Origin of the sequence: Massilia sp. Dwa41.01b, from assembly GCF_014171775.1 — a bacterium.
Classification (GTDB): Bacteria; Pseudomonadota; Gammaproteobacteria; order Burkholderiales; family Burkholderiaceae_D; genus Telluria.
Map to the genome: position 1 here is coordinate 1,609,524 of NZ_CP050454.1, position 20,252 is coordinate 1,629,775.

General features: G+C 64.9%; 14 protein-coding genes and 3 pseudogenes. 9 read left to right on the forward strand and 8 right to left on the reverse strand.

What is annotated here, in order from left to right:
* Positions 1–569: 569 nt before the first annotated feature.
* Positions 570–851 (reverse strand): flagellar protein FliT, encoded by a 282-nt coding sequence (locus G4G28_RS07335; RefSeq protein WP_182991455.1) that lies wholly within the window; start codon positions 849–851, stop codon positions 570–572.
* Positions 852–1,336: 485 nt separating this feature from the next.
* Here G4G28_RS07335 and G4G28_RS07340 point away from each other — a divergent pair, with 485 nt between their 5' ends.
* The 6 genes and pseudogenes from G4G28_RS07340 (at position 1,337) to G4G28_RS07360 (ending at position 6,802) form a co-directional block, all read left to right on the forward strand.
* Positions 1,337–3,670 (forward strand): M1 family metallopeptidase, encoded by a 2,334-nt coding sequence (locus G4G28_RS07340; protein WP_229508062.1) that lies wholly within the window; start codon positions 1,337–1,339, stop codon positions 3,668–3,670.
* Positions 3,670–3,828, forward strand: a complete 159-nt coding sequence (locus G4G28_RS07345) for a hypothetical protein (RefSeq protein WP_183108197.1) — start codon at positions 3,670–3,672, stop codon at positions 3,826–3,828. Before G4G28_RS07340 ends, G4G28_RS07345 begins: the two co-directional genes overlap by 1 nt.
* A 19-nt stretch (positions 3,829–3,847) precedes the next feature.
* A complete protein-coding gene (locus tag G4G28_RS07350; RefSeq protein WP_267875274.1) occupies positions 3,848–5,803 on the forward strand; it encodes a M13 family metallopeptidase in 1,956 nt (651 codons plus the stop codon).
* Positions 5,770–5,934, forward strand: a complete 165-nt coding sequence (locus G4G28_RS27425; protein WP_267873667.1) for a M13-type metalloendopeptidase — start codon at positions 5,770–5,772, stop codon at positions 5,932–5,934. Before G4G28_RS07350 ends, G4G28_RS27425 begins: the two co-directional genes overlap by 34 nt.
* A 3-nt stretch (positions 5,935–5,937) precedes the next feature.
* Positions 5,938–6,590: pseudogene (locus tag G4G28_RS07355) on the forward strand (class I SAM-dependent methyltransferase).
* 35 nt (positions 6,591–6,625) lie between these two features.
* Complete coding sequence (locus G4G28_RS07360) at positions 6,626–6,802, forward strand: CsbD family protein (protein ID WP_182991457.1); 177 nt, start codon at positions 6,626–6,628, stop codon at positions 6,800–6,802.
* 410 nt (positions 6,803–7,212) lie between these two features.
* On the opposite strand, the gene G4G28_RS07370 is transcribed toward G4G28_RS07360, so the two are convergent.
* The gene (locus tag G4G28_RS07370) at positions 7,213–8,316 is read right to left on the reverse strand and encodes an AI-2E family transporter (protein ID WP_182991459.1); all 1,104 of its coding nucleotides are present in this window, start codon (positions 8,314–8,316) and stop codon (positions 7,213–7,215) included.
* 196 nt (positions 8,317–8,512) lie between these two features.
* On the opposite strand from G4G28_RS07370, the pseudogene G4G28_RS07375 reads away from it, so the two are divergent.
* Positions 8,513–8,692 (forward strand): annotated as a pseudogene (locus G4G28_RS07375) (CsbD family protein).
* A gap of 268 nt (positions 8,693–8,960) precedes the next feature.
* Here the strand turns inward: G4G28_RS07375 and G4G28_RS07380 are convergent.
* The 3 genes from G4G28_RS07380 to G4G28_RS07390 form a co-directional block, all read right to left on the reverse strand.
* The gene (locus tag G4G28_RS07380) at positions 8,961–10,160 is read right to left on the reverse strand and encodes a hypothetical protein (RefSeq protein ID WP_229425520.1); all 1,200 of its coding nucleotides are present in this window, start codon (positions 10,158–10,160) and stop codon (positions 8,961–8,963) included.
* 371 nt (positions 10,161–10,531) lie between these two features.
* The gene (locus G4G28_RS07385) at positions 10,532–12,751 is read right to left on the reverse strand and encodes a S9 family peptidase (RefSeq protein WP_182991460.1); all 2,220 of its coding nucleotides are present in this window, start codon (positions 12,749–12,751) and stop codon (positions 10,532–10,534) included.
* Between the two features lie 130 nt (positions 12,752–12,881).
* Positions 12,882–14,282, reverse strand: a complete 1,401-nt coding sequence (locus G4G28_RS07390; protein ID WP_182991461.1) for an MATE family efflux transporter — start codon at positions 14,280–14,282, stop codon at positions 12,882–12,884.
* A 200-nt stretch (positions 14,283–14,482) separates the two neighbouring features.
* On the opposite strand from G4G28_RS07390, the pseudogene G4G28_RS07395 reads away from it, so the two are divergent.
* Positions 14,483–15,382: pseudogene (locus G4G28_RS07395) on the forward strand (DnaJ C-terminal domain-containing protein).
* A gap of 149 nt (positions 15,383–15,531) precedes the next feature.
* Entirely contained in the window at positions 15,532–16,122 is a 591-nt protein-coding gene (locus G4G28_RS07400; protein WP_182991462.1) for a type 1 glutamine amidotransferase domain-containing protein, read from the forward strand.
* A gap of 165 nt (positions 16,123–16,287) precedes the next feature.
* Here G4G28_RS07400 and G4G28_RS07405 read toward each other — a convergent pair whose 3' ends face one another.
* From G4G28_RS07405 to G4G28_RS07415, 3 genes are all read right to left on the reverse strand, one after another.
* On the reverse strand, positions 16,288–16,635 hold the full coding sequence (locus G4G28_RS07405; RefSeq protein WP_182991463.1) for an MmcQ/YjbR family DNA-binding protein: 348 nt from the start codon (positions 16,633–16,635) through the stop codon (positions 16,288–16,290).
* A gap of 94 nt (positions 16,636–16,729) precedes the next feature.
* On the reverse strand, positions 16,730–17,899 hold the full coding sequence (locus tag G4G28_RS07410) for a nucleotide sugar dehydrogenase (protein ID WP_182991464.1): 1,170 nt from the start codon (positions 17,897–17,899) through the stop codon (positions 16,730–16,732).
* Positions 17,900–17,946: 47 nt separating this feature from the next.
* The gene (locus G4G28_RS07415; RefSeq protein ID WP_210283288.1) at positions 17,947–20,178 is read right to left on the reverse strand and encodes a hypothetical protein; all 2,232 of its coding nucleotides are present in this window, start codon (positions 20,176–20,178) and stop codon (positions 17,947–17,949) included.
* Positions 20,179–20,252: the final 74 nt, after the last annotated feature.

Below are 20,252 nucleotides of genomic sequence, written 5' to 3' on the forward strand. Positions count from 1 at the left end.
GAATTTTGCGCTATACTGAATTCGCTGGTTAACAAAACCACAAAAAAACGGCCCCAGGGTCCGGCGCAGCCACCACCGATAGCGTGGCGCGGGAACCGGTCTTTCGTCGCAAGACGCCTGGCTCCGGAAGCGGTCTGACTGCCAACAGCGGCAGCTGACGCCGGATGCAACCGGCAAAGAGGCGACCACCGGGATTACCTGGTGTTCGCTCTCCGAATTCAGTGGTCCGGGTTCCGGGCCGCGGCAAGAAGGCGCCCCTGAGGCGCCTTTTTGTTTGCCTCGCGATTTGTTTGCTTGAAGTTTTTGTGCGTGTAGAAATCGGACCCGTGCGGAGAGGGCGGCGCCTGTCCGGACGCGAGTTCGTCCACGCTCGCATGAACCGGCCGCCGGGACGAGGCCGCTGTTCGTCCGGCGCGGAAAACAAAAAAGCGCCCGCAGGCGCTTCGATGTCGGCCGATGCCGGCTTGGTGCGCCATACAAAACCTTCAGGACAAGGCGCGGCGTCGAAGACAGGTCGAGCGTACGGCAAGACGATGCAACGCTGGACTGGAGGTTTTGTCAGGCGCTCTTTAGTGCGGACGCATCGCCTGGTCCAGCTGTCCCATCCAGGGTTCGGTCACGTCGCGGATGGCGCGGTCGTTGGCCATGATCTGCTTGAGGAGGGCAATCTTGCTCAGGCGCTTGGCGCCGTCCAGCGCCGGGACGCCCGTCGCCGCGACGCTCGCCTGTGCAGCACATTCGCCCTGCAGCTGGTCGAAGCTGTTCCAGTCCCCCGTTTGCGCCGCCGTCGCCATCTTCCCGGTCAGGCCGGCGATGTTTTCATACATGGAGAGGACTTCGTTGGGGGTCATGTTAGCACCGCGACAATGTTATTCCGGTCGGATGACCGGTTGTCCTCCTTTTACGGCAGGGCTGTCGGGAACTTTAGGGTGTTCCTGAAAAAAAATCAAAATATTTTCCGACGCGCGGCGTGCCGGGGCAGCCGGCAGCGGCAGCACGAGCAATCGCCTGTCCATGCCGCATATTGCCGGGTTTATGCAGTCCAGCGCCCGATTCTGCGGCCTGTCGCATCAAGCCCCTGGCAGGTGCAGCCTTGACGTAGAGTGCGTGCTGGGTTGCTGCGCCGGACGCGGCGCCGACATACTAAGAGAGAGCACAAGATGAGAGACCACCAAGCTTCGAGCCTGGCCACGAACCGGGCCTGCGTCGCGGCCATCGCGCTGGCCTGGCGGCCGGCAGCGCGCAGGCGGAAGCGCCGTTTTCCTTCGAGTCCACCCCAGGCAAGCTGCCGAAGGACGTCATTCCACTGCTGTACGACGCCCACCTGGTGCCGGACATGGCCGCCGACACCTTCCGCGGCGAACAGACCGTCGAGATCGAGGTGCTGCGTCCCACGCGCAGCATCGTCCTGAATGCCGCCAACCTGGCGATCGAGCGCGCGACCCTCGCCAAACGCGGCATGGCCGAGCGCGCGCTCACGCCCATCCTCGACGCCGAACACGAAACCCTGCGCTTCGACCTCGATGCGCCGCTGGCGCCGGGACGCTACCGCCTGGCCTTGCGTTTCAGCGGCCAGATCAACCGCGAGGGCAGGGGACTGTTCCAGGTGCGCTACAAGGCGGGAGCGAGCGACAAGAAGCTGGTGGCGACCACGATGGAGCCATCCGACGCGCGGCGCATGCTGCCCACCTGGGACGAGCCGGCCTTCCGCGCGCGCTTCAAGCTGACCGTCGACGTGCCCGCCAGCTTCAAGGCCTACTCGAACACGCCAATCGAAAAACAGCAAAAGCTCGCCGGCGGCCTGCAGCGCATCAGCTTCGCGCCCACCCCGAAGATGCCGAGCTACCTGGTGGTGCTGGTGGCGGGCGAGATGGAACGCGTCACCACGCGCCAGGACGGCGTCGAGATCGGCGTCGTCACCACCGAAGGCAAGCGCGGTTCCACCGCTTTTGCATTGAACAGCACGCGCGACCTGCTGCGCTACTACAACAATTATTTTGGCGTGCCTTACCCGCTCGCCAAGCTGGACCAGATTGCCATCCCCGGCGGCTTCAATGGCGCGATGGAAAACTGGGGCGGCATCGTCTATAACGAGTCGACCCTGCTGTACGACCCGGACAGGAGCCCGGAGCAGGTCAAGAAACTCACTTTCGAGGTCAACGCCCATGAAGTCGCGCACCAGTGGTTCGGCAACCTGGTCACGATGGCCTGGTGGGACAACCTCTGGCTCAACGAAGGCTTTGCCTCCTGGATGGCGGCCAAGGCAACGGCCCACTTCCATCCCGAGTGGCGCCCCTACCTGGACGGCATCGTCGAACGCGAGAGCGTCCTGAACCTGGACGCGCGCAAGACCACCCACCCGATCCAGACCCGCATCGACAACGAGGAGCAGGCTGCCGGCGCCTTCGACGCCATTACCTACGTCAAGGGCCAGGGCTTCCTGCGCATGCTCGAAAGCTGGGTCGGCGAAGACGCCTTCCGCAAGGGCATCCGCGCCTACATGGCGAAGCACCAGTACTCGAATACCACCACGGCCGACCTGTGGGCGGCGATCGAACAGACCTCCGGCAAGCCGGTGTCGAAGCTCGCCGCCGACTGGACCACCCAGCCCGGCTACCCATTGATTTCGGTGAGCCAGCGCTGCGAGGACGGAAAGCGCCAGGTCACGCTGACGCAGGAACAGTTCCGCGTGGACGAACCTGCGCGCGAGGAAAGGCTGTGGAACGTGCCGCTGCAGGTCGGCACCATCAACGGGCGCGCCTGGTACACCCTGCTGGCGAACCGCAGCAGCACCATCACCCAGGGTACGTGCGAAGGTACGCTGGTGGTCGATCCGCAGAGCGTCGGCTTCTTCCGCATCCAGTACGACCGCGCCAGCTTCGACGCCCTGGCACGCGATGCGGCGCGCCTGCCCGACACCACCCGCCTGAAGCTGCTCACCGATACCTGGAGCCTGGTTGCGGCCGGGCGCATGCCGCTCGATGCCTACACGGCGCTGGTGGCGAAATACGGCGACGAGCCGCGCCTGGCTGTCTGGGATTCGATCCTGGTCAACCTCGGCACGCTCGATAACCTGGCGCGCGGCGAGCCGGAGCAGGCCCTGGTGCGGCGCTTCATCATCGACTTCGTGCGTCCGAAATTCGCCAGACTCGGCTGGGAAGACAAGCCTGGCGAATCGTTGGAAGAGCGCCAGTTGCGCGCGCAACTGGCGAGCGTACTGGCGCTGGCCGGCGACGAGCGCGCGATCAACGAAGCGCGCGCGCGCTTTGCCAGTTATCAGCGCGACCCGGCCTCGGTCAGCCCGGAAATGCTCGACTTCGTGTTCGGTACCGTCGGCCGCTATGCCGACGCCGCCACCTACAAGGCGCTGGGCGAGCGTGTCGCCGCGGCCGGGACCGATGAAGAGCGCCACCGCGCGGGACGCGCCATGACGGGCGCGCTCGACCCGCAACTGGCCGAGGCCACGCTGCGCATGGCGCTCTCGCCCCAGGTGCCGGCGAACCTGGCATCGATGATCGTCGCCGGGGTAGGACGCCAGCACCGGACCTGGCCTGGCGCTTCGCCACCGCCAACCGCGACGCGCTGTTGCAGAGCACCGATGCGGTCGGGCGCAACCGCGCGCTGGCGGGCGTGGTCGCGGCATCGAACGATGCGCGCCATGCGGATATGATGGAACAATATGTTGGCAAGCATTTTGGCCCGGACGCGCTGGTCGAAGCCCAGCGGGTCGGCAACGGCATCCGCGTGCGCGCGGCCCAGAAGGCGCGCCTGCTGCCCCAGCTGCGCGCCGCCCTGCAGACGCCACCACACTCACCGCAATCACATTAAATAGCGAGAAGAGGAAGACATGAAGACAAGCCCGACACCCATGAAGCGCGCCCTCGTCCTGGCGCTGTGCGCCGCCACGCTGGCACCGATGCTGGCCGCCGCGCAGTCCACGGCAAGCACGGCCAAAGCCCCTGAAAAACAGCTTGAAAAGCAGGCTGAAAAACAGGGCGACAAGCCGGCGAACATGACCGTGCTGCCTGGCGACGACTTCTTCGCCTATGCCAACGGGGACTGGCTGGCCAGGACCGAGATCCCGGCCGACCGCGGCTCCTGGAGCGCCATGGGCGCGCTCGCCGAAGAGACCAACACCCGCATCGCCAAACTGATCGAGGAGCTGGGCGCGGCCAAGGCGACAAGCGGCGAGGCGCGCAAGGTGGCCGACTTCTACGCCGCCTACATGGACGAAGCCGGCATCGAAAAGCGCGGCCTGGCGCCGATCCAGCCGATGCTCAAGGGGATCGCAGCGATCAAGGACAAGGCGGCGCTGGTGCGCGCGCTCGGCGCCTCGGTACGGGCCGACGTCGATCCGCTCAACGCCACCGACTTCTACACCGAAAACCTGTTCGGCCTGTGGGTGGCCGGCGGCCTGACCGACCCGTCGCGCAACCTGCCTTACCTGCTGCAGGGCGGCCTGGGCCTGCCCGACCGCGCCTACTACCTCGAGAACAATGCGCGCATGGCCGAGCTGCGCACCAGGTACCAGCAACACATCGCCGCGATGATGAAGCTGGCCGGCTTCGACAAGCCCGAGGAACGCGCCGCGCGCGTGTTCGAACTCGAGCTGGCGCTGGCCCAAACCCATGCCACGCGCGAGGAATCGGCCGACATCCAGAAGTCGAACAATGTCTGGAGCGCGAAGGACTTCGCCGCGCGCGCGCCGGGCATCGACTGGGCTGCCTTCTTCAAGGCTGCCGGCCTGCAGGGCCAGGAACGCTTCCAGGTCTACCACCCGAGCGCCGTCATCGGCGCGGCCAAATTGCTGGCCAGGGCCGATGTCGCCACCTGGCGCGATTACCTGGCCTTCCACCAGATCAACCAGTACGCCAGCCTGCTGCCGAAGGCTTTTGCCGACCAGCGTTTCGAATTCAACGGCAAGGCGCTCACCGGCACGCCGCAGCAGTCGGCACGCTGGAAGCGCGCGCTGGCCGCGACCAACGAGGCGATGGATGAAGCCGTCGGCAAGATCTACGTGGGGCGCTATTTCCCGGCCGAGAACAAGGCAAAAGTGCAGGCGATGGTCGCCAACATCATCGACGCATTCAGCCGCCGCATCGACAAGCTCGACTGGATGGCGCCGGCCACCCGCGCCCAGGCCCAGGCCAAGGTCAAGTCGCTGTATGTCGGCATCGGCTATCCGGAGCGCTGGAAGTCCTATGACGGCTTGCAGGTCGCCGCCGGCGACGCCTTCGGCAACGCCGTGCGTGCCGAGGAGTACCGCTATAAACAGGAACTGGCGAAACTCGGCAAGAAGCCCGAGCGCACCGACTGGGCCATGCCGCCGCAACTGGTCAATGCCGTCAACCTGCCGCTGCAGAATGCGCTGAACTTCCCGGCCGCCATCCTGCAGCCGCCGTTCTTCGATCCGAATGCCTCGGACGCGGCCAACTATGGCGCCATCGGCTCCATCATCGGCCACGAAATCAGCCACAGCTTCGACGACCAGGGCGCCCAGTTCGATGCCCAGGGCCGCCTGCGCGACTGGTGGACGAAGGAAGACCTGGCGCACTTCAAGACCGCGTCGAACAAGCTCGTCGCCCAGTACGGCAGCTATAAACCCTTCCCGGACCTGGCGGTGAACGGCCAGCTGACGCTGTCGGAAAACCTGGCCGACCTGGCGGGCCTGGCGGCCGCCTACGACGCCTTCAAGACCACGCCGGCCGGCAAGGTGGCGGCTGCCGATCGCCAGTTCTTCACGGGCTTCGCCCGGGCTGGCGCAGCAAGATGCGCGAAGCCTCGCTGCGCCGCGCCGTGCTGACCGACGGCCACGCACCGGCCCAGTACCGCACCTATATCGTGCGCAACCTGGATCCGTGGTACCAGGCCTTCGATGTCAAGCCGGGCCAGTCGCTCTACCTGCCGCCGCAGGAACGCGTGCGGATCTGGTAAGCGATGGACAACCTGGACGAGATCGCGCGGCGGACGCTGGCGCACTACGAGCAGAGTGCGCGGCAGTTCTTTGCCGGTACCATCGACCACGATGTCAGCCAGAACGTGGCGGCGCTGCTCGATGCCATCGAGGCGCCGGCGCCGTACACCCTGCTCGACCTGGGCTGCGGGCCCGGGCGCGACCTGAAGACCTTCAGTGCGCTCGGGCACCGCGCGATCGGGCTCGACGGCGCGCATGAGTTCGTCGAGATGGCACGCGGGCACAGCGGTTGCGAGGTCTGGCACCGGGATTTCCTGCACCTGGCGCTGCCCCGGGCATGTTCGACGGTATTTATGCAAACGCGTCCCTGTTCCACGTGCCGAGCGCGGCGCTGCCCGGCGTGCTGGCGGCGCTGCACGCCAGCCTGAAGCCGGGCGGCGTGCTGTTCAGCTCGAACCCGCGTGGCCACAACGAGGAGGGCTGGAATGGGCCGCGCTACGGCAGCTATTACGATTACCCGACCTGGGAGCGCTACCTGGTGGTGGCCGGTTTCGTGCCGCTGCACCATTACTACCGGCCGCCAGGCTTGCCGCGCGCGCAGCAGCCCTGGCTGGCCAGTGTCTGGCGCAAACCTATTGTTAATCAGCGAACAGAATTGCCCGGCGATCAGGCATAAGCTGGAAGCTCGATTTCAACCGAAGAGGTGATGGCATGAACGACGACCAAATCAAGGGCAAGGCCAAGGACATCGGCGGCAAGATCCAGGAAAAAGTCGGCGAAGTCACCGGCAGCCGCCAGCAGCAGGGTGAGGGATTGTCGAACCAGGCCGAAGGCAAGGTGCAGGAAAAAGTGGGCGACGTGAAGGATATCTTCAAGGGAAACAACTGATCCTGATGCCTGCAGGAACGAAAAGCCGCGATTCGTCGCGGCTTTTTCTTTGTCCGCCATTGCTCGCCAGCCATGCGCTGGCCGGCAATATTGCCAGCCTCGCCATGAAGGTACGCAAAGCGACAACAGATGGCGCCATCGCGGCGCCAGCAGATTGACTTTGGGAAGGCCGTCCTGGGGTGTCGTGCGAGCTCGGTCGCAGCTTCATTCCCGCCGCCGGGGCGGACTACGGGGCCCGCTTCGGGTGGAAGGGGAAAGGATGCGTGGCGAACATCAGCGAGATCGGCGTCGAAGACGAACAGGTGCGTCATGTTCCTGTCGAGCTTGCGCGCGTTCCCGAATGCCGCCAGGCGGGCACCGGGCAGCGTGCCCGGTGTGGCATCGGCCCCGCAAACATGCGGGGATCGGGCTCAAGCCTTGTCCCCGACCTCATCCCCCAGCACATCCTCCACATACAGCATCTGCACGAGGACCTTGATGACCGCCGCCAGGGGCGTCGCCAGTGCTACGCCGGCAAAGCCGAACAGGGTGCCGAACACCAGCTGCATGACGATGGTGAGCGCCGGCGGCAGGTCGACCGCTTTCGACTCGATCAGCGGCTGCAGCACGTAGCCTTCCACCAGCTGCACGCCGACGAAGAGCAGCACCGTGTACAGGGCCAGGTCCGGGCTGATCGAGAACGCGATCAGCACCGCCGGGACGCCCGCCATGATCGGTCCGAGGTAGGGCACGAAATCGAGCAGGCCGGCAATGATGCCGAGGATGAGTGCCAGCGGCACCCCGAGCAGGCTCAGGCCCACCGAGGTCGCCACGCCGACGATCAGCATCGACAAGGACTTGCCCAGCAGCCAGCTGCCGAGGGTGCGGCCGATGGTCGACAGCACCTCGCGCGCACGCTGCCGCTTCGCCTGCGGCACCAGCCTGATGAAGCCGTTCGTGTACAGGGTGGGCGAGGCGGCGAAATAGATACCGACGAACAGGATGATGACGACGTTGCCGAGCGCGCCGACGACGCCGCCGAAGAACAGGCCGGCGTTCGGCACCAGCGCCGACATCTGCCTGACGAGCTGCTCGGGCGAGGGCAGCCCGGCCATTACGCGCTTGAGCATGGGATGCTCGTTGATGGCCCCTTGCAGCTGCTGCAGGGATTTCGGTACGGTCTCGGCCAGCCGGGTCGCCTGCTCCGAGACCTGCGGCGCCATTGCCCAGCCGCCCAGGACGATCGCCGCCAGCAGCAAGACCACCACGAGGGCGAGGGCGATCTGGCGCTTGCACTTGATGCGCCGCGCCAGCATTGCGCTCAGCTCGTAAAACAGCACGGCGCACAGGACGCAGGCAAAGGTCAGCAGCAGGGCGTCGGCCGCGAACCAGGCGGCGGCCAGCCCCAGGATGAACAGCACCCCGATACCGTCGATGATGGCCACGCGTTTCATCAGGCTGCGTGGGGCCGCTCTGGAGACCTCGTCCGTGGACGCGGCGGCGGGCCGGCCTGGGGATTCAATATGCTCGCTCATGATGCCCCTTGATTAACAAATTGATAAGCAAAGACTACCATTTGTCACGCGCCGTCGCCGCATGGATGAGCTGCCGGCGCGCGCCCGCGGTATTGCAGAGCTATGTGAAGACACGCACGGAACGCGGCGGTACGGGGGCGTATTCTGGCCTCGTCGCGCTGTCATCCGACCGCGCCTGCCACGCAAGGAGATCATCATGAACAAGGACCAGGTCGAAGGCAAACTGCAAGACATCGGCGGCAAGATTCAGGAAGAAGCCGGCAAGCTGGTCGGCAACCCCGAGCAGCAGGTCAAGTGACTGAAGAACCAGGTCGAAGGCAAGACCCAGGAGAAATACGGCGACGCCAAGGAATCCCTGCGCGACGCCACCAACTAAGAGCCTATCCCGGTAGTCCGGAGTCGCTGCTGGCGCGCCTGACAAACGCGTGCTGCGTTGCTCGTCGTTGCATGGCCAGCCATGCGGCCTCCTCGCGCCTTGCCCGCGCTTGCCATGCATCGCCACCAGCTTTCCCCGGACTACCGGGATAGGCTCTAAGCTGCTCCAAGCGGCGCCCTGACGAAAAAACGGCCCCGGCGCGTGATGCGCCGGGGCCGTTTCTTTACGAGCGTACCGCTGCCGCCTTGCGAAGGCAGCGTGCCCGGGCTTACTGCACTTCGAAGGCGCCGATGTCGATCTTGCCGCCCAGCGTGCTGCGGGTCGTGTACGAAGCGGTGTGCTTGTAGCTCGACGTTGCCTTCAGCGACAGGCCGCCCGCCGAGTTGCCTGGTGTCGAGCCTGCGTTGACGATTTGCAGGTTATCGGTCACGCGCAGGTCGTAGGCGGCGCGGTTGACGAAGCTCGGTGCCAGCGACTGGAAGTTGGTCGTCTTGACCGCCGTCGCCTGGTTGGTGATGCTGCCGTAGCCGCTGAACAGGTTGTTGATCAGCTTGGCCGGCGTGGTCACGTTCTTGCTGACCACGACGAAGGTGCCACGGGTGCTGTCGTCGTTCACGAAGGTATTGTTCACCACGTACAGGTCGGTCTTGCGGTCGCCCACGCCTTCTTCACCGTAGGACACCAGGATCGGGTTGTTGCCGCCGGTCGGCTGCATGATCACGTTGCCGGTGATATAGGTGGTGCCGCCGTTCGGCACGTTGATCTCGTAGCTCGGACGGCCCGAAGCGGTCGTGCCGGTTTCGCCGGTACGCAGGCTCGAGAAGCGGTTGTACGCGATGGTGTTGTACAGCGCGCGCGTCTTCAGGTTGTGGCCGACATTGGCATCGTGCGAATAGTTGTAGCGGAAGGTCAGCTTCGCCACTTTGCCGATGTAGATGTTGTGGCTGTAGCCGTCGCCGTAGCCGTTGTGGCCGAACTCGTTGCGCTCCAGCGTGACGGTGCTGGCGGTGTTGACGCCGCTCAGGATGCCGTTTTCGTTATCGTGCAGGAACGAGTTACGCAGCGTGAAGTTGGTGCCTTCCAGGCGCAGGGCGGCGCCGTTCTTGTCGACGACCTTCGCGCCAACCATCTCGACATTGTCGATGACGATGTTGCTGCCGACGACGATCCAGGTGCCCTTGCCGAGAGCGTTCTTGCCGGCGGCATCGATCTTCGGACGGCCGTTCACGCCGCGGATGGTCAGGTTGCTCTTGTAGATGGCGCAGACGTCGCCCGAATAGGTGGCGGCCTGGATTTCAATGGTGTCGCCGGTCTGTGCGGCGGCAAATGCCTTGCATGGGGTCGCGTAAGTCTTGCCTGCGCCGACGCTGAGAATGGCTGCCGAAGCCGGGGCCGCGATTGCGGCGCCCAGGACGAGGGCGGAGGCGGCCAGGGTGATGCGGGTAGCGCTGATACGGATGGCTTGCATGTTGAATCTTCCTTGTGTGTGCCCGCTCGTTTGAGCGTGTCTGTAGATCAGGAACATGCAGAATACCGCGAGGAATTAATTCCGTGTGGATATATTTCAAGGTGGATTGCTAACGCCAGGACACATAGTTCACAATTCTCATAGGAAAGGAAGTGCATTTGCGGGCAAATGCAACTACAAAAAAAATTTTGATAGTGTCCCTATTTCGCAACAAAGGCCGTTGACTTTTTGTTGAGTTGTCAGAAATTTTGTGTAATGCCCGGCAACTATCGAGCTAAAAAGACAAAAAAGGCCGGCAAGCCATGTTGGCGTGCCGGCCCGGATAGTCCGGAAGGCAAACAGCGCTTCCAGAGTCGCCTGTCGATGCCAGGTCAGCGCGGTGTCGTGCCGCCCAGGTTTTTCTTGAAGAAGTTTTCGATCAGCCCATACACGTGGCGCTGGCTGGTGCGTCCCGAGATGCCGTGCTTGGCGCCCGGATAGGTCATCAGCTCGAACTGCACGTTGCGTTTCACCAGTTCGTCGATCAGGCGCGTGCTGTTGGTGAACAGCACATTGTCGTCGGCCATGCCATGCACCAGCAGCAGCGGCGACTTCAAGCCATCGAGGTGGGCGAACACGCCGCTACGGGCGTAGGCGTCCGGGTCCGACTTCGGCGTGGCGCCGACGAACTGCTCGGTGTAGTGGGTGTCGTACAGCGACCAGTCGGTCACCGGCGCCACCGACACGCCCATCGCGATCTTGTCGGATGCGGCAGCGAGCAGGCGCAGGGTCATGAAGCCGCCATAGCTCCAGCCGAACACGCCGACGCGCTTCGGATCGACAAAGCTCTGCTGCGCCAGCCAGTCGACGCCGGTCAGCTGGTCCTCGACTTCATATTTGCCCAGGTTGTTATAGATGACATCGGTAAAGGCGCGTTCGCGGCGGCTCGAACCGCGGTTGTCCAGCGTGAACACCACGAAGCCCTGCTGCGCCATGTACTGGTTGAAGTAATTGCCCCAGGTCCGGGTCACGCGCTGCGAATGCGGGCCGCCATAGGTGAAGAGGAAGACCGGATACTTCTTCGTCGCATCGAAACCGGCCGGCTTGATCATCGAGTAATGCAGCGTCTGGCCATCGTGCGCCTTGATGGTGCCGAATTCGGTGGGCAGGTGGTCGGGCAGGTACTTCGCGTACGGGTGGCTTGCGTTCAGCTCGTTATGCTCGAGCCATTGCACCATGGCGCCATCGGCGCGGCGGATGGAAATCTGCGGCGGGGTGTCCGGATTCGAGTAGGTGTCGACGAAAATCTTGCCGTTGCTTGCGAATGCCGACCCGTGCCAGCCGTCGCCCTGGGTGACGCGCGCAGGCTTGCTGGCCGTGCTGCCATCGAGCGCCAGCGCATAGGTCTGCTTGTCGATGACGGCGTCGCGGTTCGAGGCGACGTACACCTTGCCGGCGTTCTCGTCCACGGCGAGCACGCCGTCGATGCCCCATTCGCCGCGCGAGATCGGGTGCAGCAGCTTGCCGTTCAGGTCGTACAGATAGAGATGGTTGCGGCCGCTACGTTCGGAGGCCCAGATAAAGGCATTGCGTTTCTTCAGGAAGCGCAGGTCGTCGTGAATGCTGACCCAGGTCTTCGAGGTCTCGGTGAGCAGCGGACGCTGCGCCAGCGTGGCGGCATCCACGCCGACCAGGTCCAGGCGCTTCTGGTCGCGCGTCTGGCGCTGGTAGGCCAGGGTCTTCGCATCCGCGCTCCAGTCGGCGCGCACCAGGTAGATGTCCTTTTCGGGGCCCAGGTCCACCTTGCGCGACACGCCGGTTTCCGGCGACACGATGAAGAGGTCGACCAGCACGTTCGGGTCGCCCGCGGCAGGGTAGTGCTGGTCGATCACTTCGGTACGGTCGGCGAAGATTTCGAAGCGGCGTGCCACCGGCACCGGCGCTTCGTCGTAGCGTTTATAGGCGATTGCGGAATCGTCCGGCGCCCAGTAGTAGCCGGTGGTCTGGTCCATTTCTTCCTGGGCCACGAACTCCGCTTCGGCGTTGTGCACGGTGCCCTTGCCATCGTTCGTGAGCTGGCGCTCGGCACCGCTCTTCAGGTCGACCACGACCAGGTTCTGGTCACGCACGAACGAAACGTAGCGGCCGCGCGGCGAAATCTTCGCGTCCAGCACATTGCCGGAAGCAACCTTGCGTGCCGCGTCCGGTGTCGCCACGTCCACCAGGTACAGGTCGCCGGCGATCGGCACCAGCAGCTGCTTGCCGCTCGGTGCCCAGCTATAAGTAATGATGCCCGACAGCCCGGCCGTACGCGCGCGTTCGCGGCGTGCCTTTTCCTCGAGCGACAGGTTCTCGTTGGGAACGAGCTTCCTGGAGTCGACCAGCAGGCGCGTGGTCTTGTCCTTCATGTTGTATTCCCACAGGTCCTGCTGGAACTGGTTGTCCTGCCGGCCGCGCAGGAAAGTCACGCGTTCGCCGTCGGGCGACACCTTGACGTTTTTGACGCCGGGGCCGGCAAGCGAGGGTTCGCCATGGATGCGGTCGAGGGTCAGGCGTTCCGCGGAAGCGGGCGCAGCCGCGAGCACGGCCAGGAGGCAGAGGAGAAGGCGCATTGATTGTCTCGTAGGAAGTTAGCTATATGCAACGGACGAGACGATACCAGAGTCGCCCTCTAAAAGCAGTACATACCGCGCAGTACACACCGGTGATGAATGCACCGGCGACGCAGCCCCGGGGAGCGGGTCAGCCGGCCGCGCGTATCTTCTGGCGCGACAGGCGGTCGAACGACCAGGTCAGCAGCACGGCGGCAATCGTCAGGCCCAGCACGAGGCCGATCCAGAAACCGGTCGATTCCATCGGCGCGGCAGGAGAACCGGCGAACCAGCCAGGCGCGATGCCGAGGATATAGCCGAGCGGCAGCGAGAAGCCCCAGAAGGCGACCAGCTGGATGATCATCGGCGGGCGCGTGACCTGGTAGCCGCGGATCGCCGAGGCGGTGGCCACCTGGGTGGCGTCCGACAGCTGGAACAGGGCGGCGAACAACAGCAGGTGCACGCACGCTTCCTGCACCGCCGGATCCGACGTGTAGGCGCGTGCGATCTCCCAGCGGAACAGGGCGATGCAGGCCGCCGACAGCACGCCGAACGCGACCGACATGGCGACACCCACCCAGGCGACGAAGCGCGCCCGTACCGGATTGCCTTCGCCCATCGCCTGGCCGACGCGCGTGAGCAGGCCAATGCCGAAGCTGAGCGGCACCATGAACACGAGCGAGGCGAAGTTCAGCGCGATCTGGTGCGCCGACACCTGCACCACGCCGAAACGCGCCACCAGCAGGCTGATCAGGCCGAAGGCGCTGACCTCGGCAAAATAGGTGATGCCGATCGGGATGCCCAGGCGCAGCATCTCGCGGATTTCCTGCCAGTCCGGCCCTTCCCAGCCCGTGAACGGATAGGTCATGCGGTAGGCCGGCGAGAACCTGATCCAGGCCAGCATGGCAAACAGCATGCCGTACATGCCCACGGCGGTGGACACCGCGCAGCCGACCGCCCCCATGCGCGGGAAGCCCCAGTTGCCGTAGACCAGCAGCCAGTTGCTGGCCACGTTGAAGAGCAGGCCGAGGATGGCGATGATCATGATCGGCTTGGTCTGGTTGATGCTGGTCGTGTAGCCGTAGAGTGCGCGGTAGCAGGCAAAGGCCGGCATGCCGACGCTGATCACGTGCAGGAAGAGGGAAGCGCGGTCGGCCACGGCCTGCTCCAGGCCGATGTGGTCGAACAGCAGGGTGCACAGATTCGCCGCCAGCAGGGCGACCAGGCCGATGAAGAGTCCCTTCCACAAGGACTGGCGCACCGAATGCGGAATCTTGTCGTAGCGGGCGCCGCCGATCTCGTGCGCGACCACGGTATTGATCGACATCATCGTGCCCATGACGGTGACCAGCACGATCGACCATACCGAGGTGCCCAGCGACACCGCCGCCAGTTCGGCCGCGCTGACGTGGCCCGTCATCGCCACGTCGGCCACGCCCATGCCGACGGTGGCCAGCTGGCCGACCAGCATCGGCCAGGACAGTTTCCAGAGCGTGGCGATCTCCGCGCGGACGGGAGAGGAAGGCGGGCTGAGCGTGGCGGTGGAAGTCATGGGGTGCACGGCGGTCGAAAGCCCGATTTTACTGTCTAACTGATAAGGCCGTGGCGGAGAGCGGCTTGCGTGCGCTGCTCGCCCCGGCGCAGAGGCAAAACATTGTTTTCGGACGCACTGTCCCCATTTATGGAGGGACCGCAGCGTGGCCCGGAAGGGCGCCGCGCTGCACCGACTTCTCACCATTCCGGGAGTGCACTGTGGAATACAAGGACTATTACCAGACCCTTGGCGTCGACAGGGGCGCGTCCGCGGACGACATCAAGAAGGCGTACCGCAAGCTGGTGCGCAAGTACCACCCCGATGTCAGCAAGCATGAGGACGCGGACAGGAAAACCAAGGAACTCAACGAGGCTTACGGGGTACTGGGCGACCCCGACAAGCGTGCTGCCTACGACATGCTGGGCACGGACGGGCATGCCGGCGGCGACTTCCGCCCGCCGCCAGGCTGGGAAGGCTTCGACTTCGGCGGCGTGGGTGCCGACGATTTCTTTGCCGACCTGTTTGCCCAGGCCGGACGGCCGCGCCGCGGCCATGGCTTCGAGATGCGCGGCGACGACATCCACGCGACGATCACGATCGACCTGCAGGACGCCTACCGCGGCGCCACGCGCACGGTGAGCCTCCAGGTGCCGCGCCGCATGGGGCCGGGACGCGCCGCCGTGCAGGAAAAAAGCTCACCGTGACGATTCCGAAAGGCGTGACGCCGGGCCAGCAGCTGCGCTTGGCTGGGCAGGGCCACGAGGGACATGGCGGCGCCGCGCCGGGCGACCTCTACCTCGAGATCCGGTTCGCGCCCGACCCGCGCTACCGCATCGACGGCGTCCACGTGCACCAGGCGGTGCCGGTCACGCCACGGAGGCGGCGCTGGGCGGCAGCGTGTCCGTGCCGACGCCAGGCGGCACGGTCGAGGTCACGGTGCCGGCGGGCTCGCAAAGCGGACGCAAGCTTCGCCTGAAGGGCCGCGGCCTGCCGGGCAAGGTGCCGGGCGACCTCTACCGGTGCTGGACGTGGTGCTGCCGCCCGCCAATAACGACAAGGCGCGTGCGCTCTACCAGGCCATGGCGCGCGACCTGGCGTTCAACCCGCGGGCGGCGTAGCGCCTGCCATGCGCACGGCCGGGAAGCGTGCAGGCTGTTTCGCGTCTGCCGGTGCGGGCACGGCTTGCCTGAAGCGCGCGCCGTGCGCGCCGCTGTCCTCCTAGAATCGGTGCCAGATGATTCACATTTACCAATTTCGAGGAGGTCACATGGAACAGAGCGGTAATGGAGCGCTGCACGGCAAGAAGGTAGCGGTGCTGATGACGGACGGCGTCGAGCAGGTCGAGTACACGGGGCCGCGCAATTTCCTCGAGCAGCATGGTGCCCAGGTGATCCTGATCTCGCCGAAAGCCGTCGGCGAAGCGGTGCAGGGCATGCACCACGACGACAAGGGCGACACCTTCCCGGTCGAAATGCACATCAACGACGCGCGGCCCGGCGACTTCGACGCGCTGCTGCTGCCGGGCGGCGAACAGAACCCCCTGGCCTTGCGCAAGAGCCCGGAATCGATCGCCTTCATCCGCGATTTCTACGCCGAGGACAAGCCGATCGCCGCCATCTGCCACGCCCCGTGGACGCTGATCGACGCCGGCATTGCCGAGTCGAAGAACCTGACGAGCTGGCCCGAGATCCAGGACGACATGAAGCGCGCTGGCGCGGAATGGGTCGACCAGGAAGTCGTCATCGACGAAAAGCTGATCACCAGCCGCAAGCCGGACGATATCCCGGCGTTCAACGATGCGCTGCTCAAGGCGCTGAAGGTGGATCCGCAGGCGGCGGACATTGGCCCGTCGTCGTAGGGAGGGCAGTGATGATGGCATGAGTCATCATCACTGGCACGCGGGATCGGCGCCGCTTCCATTCTCCCGCATGGCGGGGTTCGTAGGATGGGCGCCCCGGGCCCATGCGGATCCCGGAAACGGCAACCGCCGCCTGTCCTCGTGCGCATGAGGGGCCGAGCGGGCTCAGCCCCCGCCAATCTCCCGCTGCAGCTTCTTCGTCAGCTTCCCGAACACCAGCTCATACGACCTGCGCAGCAGGGCCGCCGCTTCCTCGTCGCCCAGCGCATCCCTGTCTTCCACATACACCCATTTCGCCCGCGCCAGGTAGGGCGCCGGAATGATGCCCGGCCGGTCGGTCAGTTCCAGGAAGCGATCGTCGTCGACCTTGAAGCTGATGCCCGTCGCTTCGCCCAGGTTGGTCACTGCGAACATCTTGCCGCCGACTGAAAAGACGAGGTCGTTGTCCCATTTCGTGTCTTCCGTGACGCCGGGAAAAGTACGGCAGAGGGATTTGGCGGCTTCGAAGTCCATGTGTGTGTCCTGAAAATGAGCAATGGCGGAAGTTTAACTCGGCATGCACGCAGACGGAGCGCCTGCGCCGGCAGGCCCGGCGCGCGCCGCGGCGTCAAAGGTCGCTACCGAACAGATCGCGCGTATAGACCTTGTCGACGACATCGTCGAGCACGCCGGTCATGCGGTTGCAGAGAATGACGTCGGCCTCGCGCTTGAACCTGTCGAGATCGGAGACGACGCGGCAGCCGTGGAACTCGGCCGCGGACAGCATGGGCTCATGGATGATCACGTCGATCCCCTTGTTCCGGATGCGCGACATGATGCCCTGGATGCTGGAGGCGCGGAAATTGTCCGAGCCTGCCTTCATGATGAGGCGGTAGACGCCGACGACGCCGGGCTTGCGGCGCAGGATGCTGTCGACAATGAATTCCTGGCGCGTCGTGTTGGCGTCGACGATGGCGCGAATCAGGTTTTGCGGCACGTCTTCGTAGTTGGCCAGCAGCTGCTTCGTGTCTTTCGGCAGGCAATAGCCGCCATAGCCGAAGCTGGGATTGTTGTAATGGGTGCCGATGCGGCTGTCGAGACCGACCCCCTCGATGATCTGGCGGCTGTCCAGCCCATGGGTGGCGGCGTAGGTGTCGAGCTCGTTGAAGTAGGACACGCGCATGGCCAGGTAGGTGTTGGCAAAGAGCTTGATCGCCTCCGCTTCGGTGCTGCCTGTCAATAATATCGGTACGTCCTTCTTGAGCGCCCCCTCGCGCAGCAGGTGTGCGAAGGTTTCAGCGCGCGCCGAGCGTTCGCCGACCACGATGCGCGACGGATGCAGGTTGTCGTACAGGGCCGTGCCTTCCCTCAGGAACTCGGGGGAGAAGATCAGGTTGTCCGTTTCCAGCAGCACCCGGGTCTTGGCGGTATAGCCTACCGGGACCGTCGACTTGATCACCATGGTTGCGCGCGGATTGATGGCCTTGACGTCGCGAATCACCGCTTCGATGGAGCGCGTGTCGAAAGTACCGGTCTCGGCGTCGTAATCGGTGGGGGTGGCGATGATGACGTAGTCCGCACCTTCGTAGGCTTCGCGCTTGTCGAGGGTGGCCTTGAAGTCCAGCTTCTCGTGCTGCAGGTACCAGCTGAGTTCCTTGTCTTCAAAGGGCGCTTCCTTGCGGTTGAGCGCTTCCACCTTCTCGGGAACGATGTCGAGCGCAACCACCTGATGCTGTTGAGACAGCAACACGCCATTCGACAATCCGACATATCCCGTGCCTGCTATCGCGATTTTCATGCGTTTCTGTACTCCATTACGCGAATATTCCTCTTCTGGGTCGTGCTTCATTGGCTGGTGAGATCGATGCGCTGGAGCGCGATGCCAAGGACGCGCGGGTCCGGGATGCCCTGCAATGCCTGCGGCGACATCGCATCCGGTATGGAGATCGACACTTCCTGGAGCAGGGCATCCCCCGCGGGCACAGGAAGCTTGACCTGCATCGATTCACCCGAGCTGGCCACCAGCTTCCGGCTCCATGGTCGGCCGCGGTCCCCGGTGGCGACCACGACGGCCACCGGACGTGCCGGGCTGGCACCAAAGACGGCGAAATGCAGCGTCGCTTCGCACCCCTTCGCCGTACATGCTGTCGGACGCGGCAGCTGCAAGGTCGCGGCCGCCTGCGACCAGACATGCTGCGCCTCCAGGCCGTGCCAACCGCTCTTGAGCACGAGCGGAGCGTTCCTGAACGCCGACCCCAGGACAAGCGGATAGGGAATGGCGTCGTAGATCGCGCGCAGCAAGGCCGTGCGCGCTGCGCTGCCCTGGAACTGCGGACGCAATCGGATTGTGGCGTAGTACTCGGTGTCCTCGACCTCGAGGTAAGGCAGGGCGCGCAAGGCGTGAACGAGGGGCAGCAGTTGCGCACGCCGCTCCCCCGGACAGCTAAAGCCCGGGACGGTGCGAAAAGGCGACTTCTGGGTCTCATGCGCGATGGTCCGGTCGGGACAGGGCCACAGATGGGGCGACCACAGCATGTGGACATACGGAAGAACGATCACGTCCGTCGTGCCGTCGACCAGGATGTTCTGGAGGACAGGGGCCGCGCCCGCATCGAGGTCGCCGTTGAGGCCTTGCATGGCCGCCGGCCAGCCCGGCAGGGCTGCGGCCAGGTTCTTGTCGCCGCCGATATTGAAAGTACGGAAGTTGGCGCGCGGTGCCAGGTAGTTCGCCATGAAGTCGTTATTCCATGGGAGGAACATGACCGTTTCGGCCGGCCGGATGTGCCGACGCAGGCTGGCCACGAGATCCTGGTCGATCTGCTTGAACATGGTCCGGTTGTCCACGCCCTGGCGCCACTGCGCGCGCAGGTCGGGCAGGTTGAACAGGATGATCAGGAGCAGCGCGGCCAGCCACGGGCGCGTGTCCTGCCCGCCCCTGCCGCCGATCCGGACCATGACGAGGAGCCATAGCGCGAAGATGCCGAGGGCCGACCAGCGGTAGGAAGCGCGCATGACATTGAAGCCTGGCAGCGTCTCGGAGATCCAGGCATTGCCGGTCGGGACGAGCCCGATTGGTGGCGGTGCCGTCAGCGCCCGGCCGGACGGGGCGGCGTGCCCCGCCACCGGTTTGGTGGCGTTGATTTTCAATGCGGGCCCGAGCGCCATGTAGAAGCCGAAGGCCGCGACCAGCACGGCGGCCGTCGCGAATCCCTTCTGGCGACCACGCCACCACGCGGCCAGGGCGACGAGCAGGAGCGGGAGCGCGAACGTGGTGCGCCAGACCGAGTCGTCGCCGAAATAGCGCGCGTCGCTGCGCTCCACGCTCCAGCCGAGCAGGTCCGGCAGCCACAGCAGGCCTCTCGTGGGAATGGCGGCAAACGACAGGTCCAGCCCCCAGGCCCGGAAGAAATCGAGCTGCTGGGCTTCGAAATGCGACTTGCCGATATACGCGGAAAAGAGCAGGTAGGCCAAGCCGAAGCTGGCGACGTGGACTGGAACGGCGAAGCACGCCAGCGTGCGCCTGGCCTCGGGGCGCACAAGGAACGCATACAGCAGGAACATGCTGGCACCGCAGGCGAACATCATGAAGGTGTAGCCATCCATGAACACGGAGAGCACGGCAGCGGCGCAATACAGCGCCGCATCCGCCGCGCCGATGCGCCGCGACCCCGGCGCGAGCATGAACAGCCTGATGGCCGCCATGAAATAGAACGGCAACAAGGCGATCCCCAGGGACAACATGCTGTACCCGGCATGCGCCCACACGATCGGCATGCTCATCCATGCAACCGCTCCGGGCAGCGCAAGCGGCCGTCCTGCGCCGAACAGGCGCGCGACGCGATAGGCGGAAAACATGGCCAGGCCCAGCCAGGCTGCAACCATGCCGGCGTAGGCGTCGGCGGGATGCAGGCCGAGCCGGATCAGCAGGCCCGCGGGCCAGGCGCCGGCAAGCCCGAAGGCGATGGCGGCAGGCCGGGGAATCCCGAACGCATGCGTGTGAATGTCGAACAGGGACCCGTTCGCGAACGATTGCGAGAAACCCGTGGTCCATACGGCCTGGCCCAGCGTCGGCGTCATCAGGAAAGGCACCGCTCCGTGCAGCAAGAGTACGACAGCCACCGCGATGGCGACAAGGAGCAGCTCCTTCGGTG